General features: G+C 50.3%; 8 protein-coding genes. 5 read left to right on the top strand and 3 right to left on the bottom strand.

Going from position 1 to position 8,511, the window contains the following annotated elements; genetic code table 11:
- Window positions 1-489: 489 nt before the first annotated feature.
- Complete coding sequence (locus QN359_RS08115) at window positions 490-666, top strand: hypothetical protein (RefSeq protein WP_322250280.1); 177 nt, start codon at window positions 490-492, stop codon at window positions 664-666.
- 213 nt (window positions 667-879) lie between these two features.
- Here the strand turns inward: QN359_RS08115 and putA are convergent, their stop codons facing one another.
- Window positions 880-4,551, bottom strand: coding sequence for a trifunctional transcriptional regulator/proline dehydrogenase/L-glutamate gamma-semialdehyde dehydrogenase (gene putA, locus QN359_RS08110; RefSeq protein ID WP_322250281.1), 3,672 nt, complete (start codon window positions 4,549-4,551; stop codon window positions 880-882).
- Between the two features lie 151 nt (window positions 4,552-4,702).
- On the opposite strand from putA, the gene QN359_RS08105 reads away from it, so the two are divergent.
- Both QN359_RS08105 and QN359_RS08100 read left to right on the top strand, forming a co-directional pair.
- On the top strand, window positions 4,703-5,161 hold the full coding sequence (locus tag QN359_RS08105; RefSeq protein WP_322250282.1) for an Lrp/AsnC ligand binding domain-containing protein: 459 nt from the start codon (window positions 4,703-4,705) through the stop codon (window positions 5,159-5,161).
- Between the two features lie 9 nt (window positions 5,162-5,170).
- Window positions 5,171-5,665, top strand: coding sequence for a cupin domain-containing protein (locus tag QN359_RS08100; protein WP_322250283.1), 495 nt, complete (start codon window positions 5,171-5,173; stop codon window positions 5,663-5,665).
- Here QN359_RS08100 and QN359_RS08095 read toward each other — a convergent pair whose 3' ends face one another.
- Together QN359_RS08095 and QN359_RS08090 are read right to left on the bottom strand one after the other, a co-directional pair.
- Complete coding sequence (locus tag QN359_RS08095) at window positions 5,666-6,367, bottom strand: riboflavin synthase subunit alpha (protein WP_322250284.1); 702 nt, start codon at window positions 6,365-6,367, stop codon at window positions 5,666-5,668.
- A 75-nt stretch (window positions 6,368-6,442) separates the two neighbouring features.
- Complete coding sequence (locus QN359_RS08090) at window positions 6,443-7,417, bottom strand: LysR family transcriptional regulator (RefSeq protein ID WP_322250285.1); 975 nt, start codon at window positions 7,415-7,417, stop codon at window positions 6,443-6,445.
- A 169-nt stretch (window positions 7,418-7,586) separates the two neighbouring features.
- Here QN359_RS08090 and QN359_RS08085 point away from each other — a divergent pair, with 169 nt between their 5' ends.
- Window positions 7,587-7,904, top strand: coding sequence for a hypothetical protein (locus tag QN359_RS08085; protein WP_322250286.1), 318 nt, complete (start codon window positions 7,587-7,589; stop codon window positions 7,902-7,904).
- 23 nt (window positions 7,905-7,927) lie between these two features.
- Entirely contained in the window at window positions 7,928-8,317 is a 390-nt protein-coding gene (locus QN359_RS08080) for a DUF2798 domain-containing protein (protein WP_322250287.1), read from the top strand.
- Window positions 8,318-8,511 lie beyond the last annotated feature (194 nt).

The raw sequence follows: 8,511 nt of genomic DNA, 5'->3' as shown, positions 1-8,511 counted from the left end.
TTGTCACCTTTAACATGTTTTTAAAAAAATTTTAAAAATCACAAACCACCTTCCCCAAAAAAAACATCTGCATTAAAAAAACTACTGATTCAAGGCTTTCCCAACTTGCAAGCTGGTTTAAAAGTAAAGATTTCAGCTGAAATCGCAAAGAAAACCACATTTTTGAAAATATTTCTGTGGATAAGTGCAGGGATATCCACTGTATGCATTGTGCGTAAGCCGATTTACATCTCTCACTGAATTTCTTATACAGATTTTGTCCTGTGGATATACAGCCTTTTTCCACCGCCTTATGAATTCCTTAAACAATTGATTCTGTGGATGTTTACCGACTTATCCACAGGAACCCCCCAACGTTAACAATTATTACTATTTATATATATACTTATTAACATAGATGTTGTCCGCTACCTTCTCGACCGACATTTCCCCATCTTGAAAAAATCCTTTAGAATCCGTTACTTACTTCATTCACCAAGAAAATTAACGATGAGCTTGAACAAACGCCTGTGTTTATTGCTGATTTTTTTCAACAGCTTTGCCAATGCCGCTACACCGACCGCCGCAGCGCTTCATGCCTTATTTCAAGCTACCAACATCAGGCAAATGCTTGAGCCTTTGCAAGCGCAATCCTTGGCGATGAGCAACGCGATGAACAACATTTAATGTAAAAAATGTAATTAAAAAAAGCAACAATGAGGGAAGATATTCTCAAAGCAAAGAAAGTTTTTGATCAAAAATCTGACGAGGTATGCGGTGTTTCAGGTGTGAAAAAGCGTCTGTAAGGTTTATGTGAGAGCCTCTGAAGGCCGAGGCTTTACGCGCACAAACAAAAAAAAAGCCTGCTGTAACAGCAGGCCAAAAGAGATATAAGTCGCTTCAGCTATTCATACTCATCAAACTGGCATTGCCGCCAGCCGCTGTTGTGTTGATGCATAAAGCACGTTCAGCCACCAAACGCCACAACGCAATATCAGTCTGTTCATCAGTGCCAATGACCGAAACGATGCCATCTTGATTATCGACAAACGTTGCCAGGCAAGCATGGCGTGAAGCTTGGTCAGCTAACACCATTTGCACCCGACTTTGTGCCGCCTCCGCCGTTACGATGACGGCACGCACTGCGGCTGGAAAATCAGCGGGCAAACACGCAAGGGCTTGTGCCGCTAACACCGGCGTATTGCCTGTTGCTAATACCGCCGCCAGTTGATTGCACAAGCTAGCTAATTGTGTCGATGCACAGAAAATTCTGCCACGTGGAACAAAAGCCAGGGTGTTGCGCTCGCCGGTGGGGCCAGGCAGTACTTGCGTAACCTTATAAGGGCTGTGTTGCAGGTAATGTTCACCGCGCAACACCAGTTGATCCAAGCCTTCAGACTTGGCCCACAGCAGCAAAGCCTGCAAGCTCGCTGGGGTAGTGCGCTCATACACGGTATGGCCGTACAGCGCGCTCTCTGCTTGCCGCTGTAAGCGTTTCAAATACAAGGGACCACCCGCCTTCGGGCCAGTACCGGATTTACCTTCTCCACCAAACGGTTGAACTCCGACAACGGCACCGACAATATTGCGATTAACGTAGATATTTCCGACATGGCAAGCTTGGCTGATGTAATCGATGGTTTCATCTATGCGCGAATGCACACCGAGGGTGAGGCCGAAACCGCTGGCATTGATTTGCGCTACCAGTTGCGGCATGTTATCTCTACGGAAACGCAACACGTGCAATACCGGACCAAACACTTCCTTAGTCAATTCCGACAAACTGGCAATTTCAATGACCGTCGGTGCCACGAAGCTGCCGTTCTCGCAGTCTACCGATAAGCTCAGTGCATGCACGGCATGGCCGCGTGTGCGCATCTGTTCGATGTGCGTGACCAAGTTATGGCGTGCCGCTTCATCGATGACCGGGCCGATATCGACTTGTAAGCGATCGGGCTGGCCGACCCGTAATTCTTGCATCGCACCGTGTAACATCTCTATCGTTTTATCAGCGATATCTTCTTGCAGACACAGCACGCGCAAGGCCGAGCAACGTTGTCCGGCGCTGTCAAATGCCGAAGCCAGCACATCATTAACAACTTGTTCAGGCAAGGCGCTGCTGTCGACGATCATGGCATTTTGTCCACCGGTTTCGGCAATCAAAACAATTTCGCTGTTTTCCTTCATCATTCTTTGCGTGAGTGTGGCGTGAATTAATTGTGCCACCTCGGTCGAGCCAGTGAAAATCACGCCCTTGACGCGCGCATCGGCCACCAGCAAAGCGCCAACTTGCTCACCGCTACCGGGCAAAAATTGCAAAGCTGCACGTGGTATGCCGGCCTCATATAGTGTTGCCACCGCCAAGGACGCGATCAACGGCGTTTGTTCGGCCGGTTTGGCCAGCACCACATTGCCGGCGGCCAGCGCGGCACTGACTTCGCCGATGAAAATAGCCAGTGGAAAATTCCATGGACTGATACACACCACCGTGCCCAAGGCCAGCGTACTATCCAAGCCGCTGACTTGGGCGGCATAGTAACGCAGAAAATCGACCGCTTCGCGTACTTCGGCCAGTGCATTCGGTAGCGATTTGCCGGCTTCGCGTATGGCTAAGGCCATGAAGTCTTCACGCCGTGCTTCGATTAAATCAGCTGCGCGCTGCAAACTGGCGGCGCGTTGCAACGGTGTTGTCTGCGCCCACTCGGTAGAAAAATTCTGCGCCGCTTGCAAGGCCGCTTCTATTTCTGCAGCGCTGGCTTCACGCACGGTACCGAGCACATCGCGACGATCGGCCGGGTTGTGCAGTGGCAGCGGTGTGGCCTGCGGTGGCTCACTTGATTCTGCGCTCGCCAGCAGCGGCACAGCATGGTACTGGCCTCGTGCATGTTTGGCAAAATGCTGGCTGATTGCATGCAAGCTGATTTCATTGGAAAAATCAAAGCCGGCAGAATTGCGTCGTTCACGGCCGAATAAATGCAGTGGCAAAGCGATGCCAGGATGCGGCTGCCCACCGAGTTCGCGTGCCACCGTCAGTGGATTCGCAATGAGGCTGGAGATGGGCAGGTTTTCATCGACAATTTGATTGACGAACGAGGAATTGGCACCGTTTTCCAGCAAACGACGTACTAAATAAGCCAGCAAGGTTTGGTGCGAGCCGACTGGTGCGTAAATCCGGCAAGGCTTGTTGAGTTTGGCTTTACCAACCACTTGGTCATACAGGGTTTCGCCCATGCCATGCAGGCATTGAAATTCATAATCACTGACGCCAGCCGCTTCGGCCCAAGTATAAATAGTCGACAGCGTTTGCGCATTGTGGGTGGCAAATTGTGGATAAATCCATGCCGTTGCTGCCAGCAATTGCTGAGCACAGGCCAGATACGATACATCGGTATACACTTTCCGCGTGTAGACCGGAAAACCACTCATGCCATCGACTTGGGCACGTTTGATCTCGGCATCCCAGTACGCACCTTTGACCAAGCGCACCATGAATTTGCTGCCGCTGCGACGAGCCAGATCGATCAAGTAGGTAATTATGAAAGGGCAACGTTTCTGATACGCTTGCACCACGAAACCGATGCCTTCAAAGCCTTTCAGATCAGGGTCGAATGCCAAGGCTTCCATCAGATCGAGCGAGAGTTCCAGGCGCTCACTTTCTTCGGCATCGATATTGAGACCGATATTGTAGTGTTTGGCAATGAGCAGTAAATTTTTCAGCAAGGGCAATAACTCAGTCATCACGCGCCCATGTTGGGCGCGTGAATAGCGCGGATGTAGTGCTGACAATTTCACTGAAATGCCGGGGCCTGCTTTGATACCACGGCCATTCGAGGCTTTCCCGATAGCATGAATGGCGCTTTCATAAGACTGGTAATAAAAGGCGGCATCTTTGGCGGTCAGCGCCGCTTCCCCGAGCATGTCGTAGGAATAACGATAGCCGCGTTGTTCGTTGGCGACACTGTTTTTCAAGGCTTCTGCGATGGTTTGGCCGGTAACGAATTGATTGCCGAGCATGCGCATGGCCAAATCTACCCCTTTGCGTATCAGTGGCTCACCGCCCTTGGCAATGAGACGCGTCAGTGCCGCTCCTAAACCTTGTTCGCTATTGGTCGCGACCAATTTACCGGTAACCAGCAAACCCCAAGTCGCGGCATTGACAAACAAAGAAGGTGATTCGCCAAGATGCTTGCGCCAATCGCCCTTGCTGATTTTATCGGCAATCAAGCGGTCAGCCGTTTGGTGATCGGGAATGCGCAATAAGGCTTCGGCCAGACACATCAGCGCCACACCTTCTTCGGATGACAGAGAAAATTCATGCATCAAGGCATCGACACCGGAAGCGCGGGTTCTTTGCTCACGCACCGAGCTGACTAATTCATGGGCCAAGGTGGTAACAGATTTTTGTAAATCAGGATGAGGATCAACTTGGCCTAACAGGTACTGGACTGCGTCAATCTCATCGCGACGATAGGCCTCGGTGATTGCCGTGCGCAACGGTGTTGCCGCAGGTAAAAGTTCGTTCAAGAGCGTCGCAAATGGGAGGGAAATGTTAGGCACAATGGTCTCAATCATAAAAAATAGACACGAAATGAATTAGATTTCATTGTATCGATGCTTGCATATGATTAATTCTGGAAATCAGAACATATATCGGAATTTTCTTTTTTGTGAGAGAATATTCCCGAATATTATTAACCACTCATAGAATGATTTTCGACTTCTTATGCTAGACAAAATCAGTAAAAGAATTCTGGCCGAATTACAAAATGACGGCCGTATCAGTAACGTAGAATTGGCAAATCGGGTCAATCTGTCCCCAGCTGCCTGCCTCGAGCGCGTGCGCAAGCTGCAAGAATCGGGCTATATTCTCGGCTACACCGCCCAACTCAACCCACATCTGCTTGATGTGGCGCTGTTGGTGTTTATCGAAGTTGTGCTTGATCGCACCACTCCCGATGTCTTCGATGCGTTTCGCCGTGGCGTACAGGCGATTCCTGAAGTGCTTGAATGTCATATGGTTGCCGGCGGTTTTGACTATTTGGTCAAAGCCCGTGTCAAAGATATGAACGCTTATCGCGATTTCCTCGGTAAATCCTTACTGCAACTAAACGGTGTGCGTGAAACGCATACCTATGCAGTCATGGAGGAAGTGAAAAATACCAGTTGTCTGCCGATTAAATAAACCATAGCCATGACAACCACGCCCTCCTCCGTCAATGCTGCCGGCATTTATGAGCCCTTCAAAGTCGATGAGGTGGCATGGGAAAGCTTTTCCCATGGCAAAACTTTCGGCAGCAGGTACCGGCAATTGGCACAGTTTGGCGGCGCCAGTCATGTTGGCGTGTGTATGGAAGAGTTGGCAGCGGGAAAACAAGCATGTCCAAATCATTATCATCACCTCGAAGAAGAGCAATTGATGATGATGAGCGGCAGTTGCACCCTGCGTTTGGGTGAACAGGAATTTATCCTGACCGAGGGTAGTTATGTGGTTTTTCCGGCTGGCCAAAAAGCCGGACACAGTTTATTTAATCACACCGATCAAGTTTGCCGTTATCTGGTGATCGGTGAGCGCAATCCGCATGATGTGATTGTCTATCCTGATTCCGGCCGCATCAGTGTGCGCTTGAGTGGTGCCGGTTTTGATCAGAATGCGACGATGGAATACTGGGACGGCCAGCCCGACTAATCAAGGCTTGAGCAAAGCGCGTAATTGTTCCGGTAACACCACCTGCTGTTGGGCCAATACGGCCTCGAGTGCCGGTAACAAGGGTCCCAGCGTTTCTGCCAACATGGTGCGGACAGTATCGACGATGACTTGAGTTTGCCTTTCAATTTCGATATTGAGTGCGGCACCAACGGTTTTTTCGCCGAATACAGTCATGCGCAGTGTTTCTGGAATCAGCCACACTTCGAACCAAGCTTGCTCGTGATTGACTTCGGCAATGGTTAAACTGGCACCATTAATGGCGATATAACCTTTGGCAAAAATATACCGCAGCCAAGTCGGTGGCACGGCAATTCGCAAAACGTAGTTATTTTCGAGCCGGCGTATGGCAGCCAGTTGCGCGGTAAAATCAACATGGCCGGAAAGTGGATGACCACCGATTTCAGCACCGTCGCGCGCCGCACGTTCAACATTGATGTGGTCGTTTTGCCCGTACAAACAGAGCGTAGTGATCTGTAAAGTTTGTTGCATCACGTCGAACTGCGCCGTTTGCTCACCATCGAAGGCAGTTACGGTCAGGCATACACCATCAACCGCCACGCTGGCACCGATTTCCAGTCCGGTCGCAAAGCCGCTGGGAAAATGTAAATGAAAGCTGCGCAAACCCGGCTGGTCAACGATTTTTTCGATACGGGCAATGCCCTGGACGATACCTGTAAACATAAGCATGCATAAGAAGGTGATAAGGATAGCTGATTGTAAAGCTATTCTGTGCTTTGTGCCGCCAGCGGCAATCGCTCAATCGGGATGCTGCACATCTTGTTCCAATTCCGGCACCAGATTCGAATGCGTCATATTCACCAAGTTATTGCGCAGCCATTGGTGTGCCGGATTGCGCCCGTCCCGTTCATGCCAAAGCATATCGACATGCACTTCCGGGGTTTCAAACGGCAGCTCTTTCCAAATCAAGGCATCGCTCATGCCAGTGGCTGAAATGAGATGACGCGGTAACACTGTGAGCAAATCGGAATGGGCAACCACACGGCCGGCGGTAAAAAATTGGTTGATTGTCAGTAAAATACGCCGTTCCCTACCCATTTTTTCCAAGACCTCATCGATGAGTCCATGCGCCCGTCCGGAAAAACTGACCAACAAGTGGCGTGCTTGGCAGTAATCATCGAGTGTCAGATCCGATGCTGCCAAGGGATGATCGTGTCGCATTACACAAACATAGCGTCCGGTGTACAAGCTCTCATGCCGAATCGCACTATTACCGGCGGTTTGGCTACCGGCCAACTGTGCCACTACACCAGGAAAGAAACCGACGGCGATATCAATATCGCCGCGCATCAACATCGGCCGCGGCTCCCGCGTCGTCAAGGGCACCATTCGGACATTGATGCCCGGTGCTTCATTCTGTATCGCCGCGACTAAGGTTGGCATCCACAAGGCGGCCGTGGCATCGGCCATGGCCATGCGGAAAGTTGCTTGAGTTTGAGACACATCGAAGGCCCCCGGTGCCAGTGCCGCTTCGAGTTTCGATAAGACATCGCGTATCGTTGGCCACAATGCTTCAGCGCGTGGCGTCGGCTTGACGCCGTAGGCAGTACGAATCAGTAATTCATCGCTGAGCGAATGGCGCAAGCGTTTAAGCGCATTCGACACGGCCGGCTGCGTCATGGCCAGCTTGTCGGCTGCGCGGGTCAGATTTTGCTCTATCATCACGGCGTCGAAGACGCGCAAGAGGTTAAGATCGAGTGTTAAAAAGTTCATTTCCCTGTTTCCAAAGTTAACAACGATACAAATATGAGCTGCGATGAACGGTAGCAGTCTGCCCTGTTATTCACAAACGATATAGTAATTATAGGAAATGAAAATTAGAATTATATGTTGCAATGCAATATGATGAATTCATCCTAGAAAATAAAGCGTAGAGATCATCATGACATTCTTAAATATTGCATTCCCGGCCGCCAGCGCCCTGCCAATTTCCCAATTTGCTATCAGTTCCGTACTTGCCTCGCTGCGACCTTTATTGGGCCTGGGCATGATTGCAACCCTGATGCTTGTTTTCAAACCACTGCTTATCGGCGTATTTCGCGCAATTTCCTTGCTGTTTTCACCAGCTAAAACACGTGAACAAAAATCGGCATTACGTAATTTGGCTAATATTTTGGCTATCCGTCGCGTTGCCAACGATCTCGACCGCAGCTCACCGAATATGGCTGCCGAATTACGCGCACTGGCCGCACGCGGTTAATTATACAGAAGAGGGATTTTGCAATGCAGCATTTTTCTATCTATAGTGGTACACCAGCGGCAGCCGATGCATGCTTGTTTGCATCGAAGATCCCCTTCGAATTGCGTCGCGAATTGCAGAGTCGCGCACCGGTAAGCGTCGCCGGTTCGCATAGTTTGGCATCGATGTTGCCTAGTTTGGTATTGACCGGTATCTTAACGCTGTTCGTCACGGCGTTGTGGCGTTGGTACGCAGCGGCGTCGGGTAATGACTTTTTCGGTAGCTGGATGGAAGCTTGGCTGACCACTTGGCCTATCGCTTTTCCTCTGGCTTATCTGGGAAATTTTTTGTGGCAGCGCATGATGCGCGGAACTATCAATCTGAGCAGCAGTTTAGCGCATCGCGTTCCGCCGCAAGCACCGTACTTCCGCTAAGCGAACGCTGGCAATAATACTGAAAACCGCCTTCCTGCAGGAAGGCGGTTTTTTTCTGCGCTTCCCTTACCGCTGTTCAAAAATCTGACCAGGGTTTGAAACCTCGGCCTTCAGAGGCTGTCGCAAAAGGGTTTTCAGTCGGTATCATCACCCCAACTGGCCGACATGTCATTCCCCCATGCCCTCGCCTCGTC

The sequence above is a fragment of the Undibacterium sp. 5I2 genome (assembly GCF_035019605.1).
In the GTDB taxonomy this organism is placed as follows: domain Bacteria; phylum Pseudomonadota; class Gammaproteobacteria; order Burkholderiales; family Burkholderiaceae_D; genus Undibacterium.
Note: the sequence above shows the minus strand (reverse complement) of the source record. Positions and strands in the feature narration are given on the sequence as shown.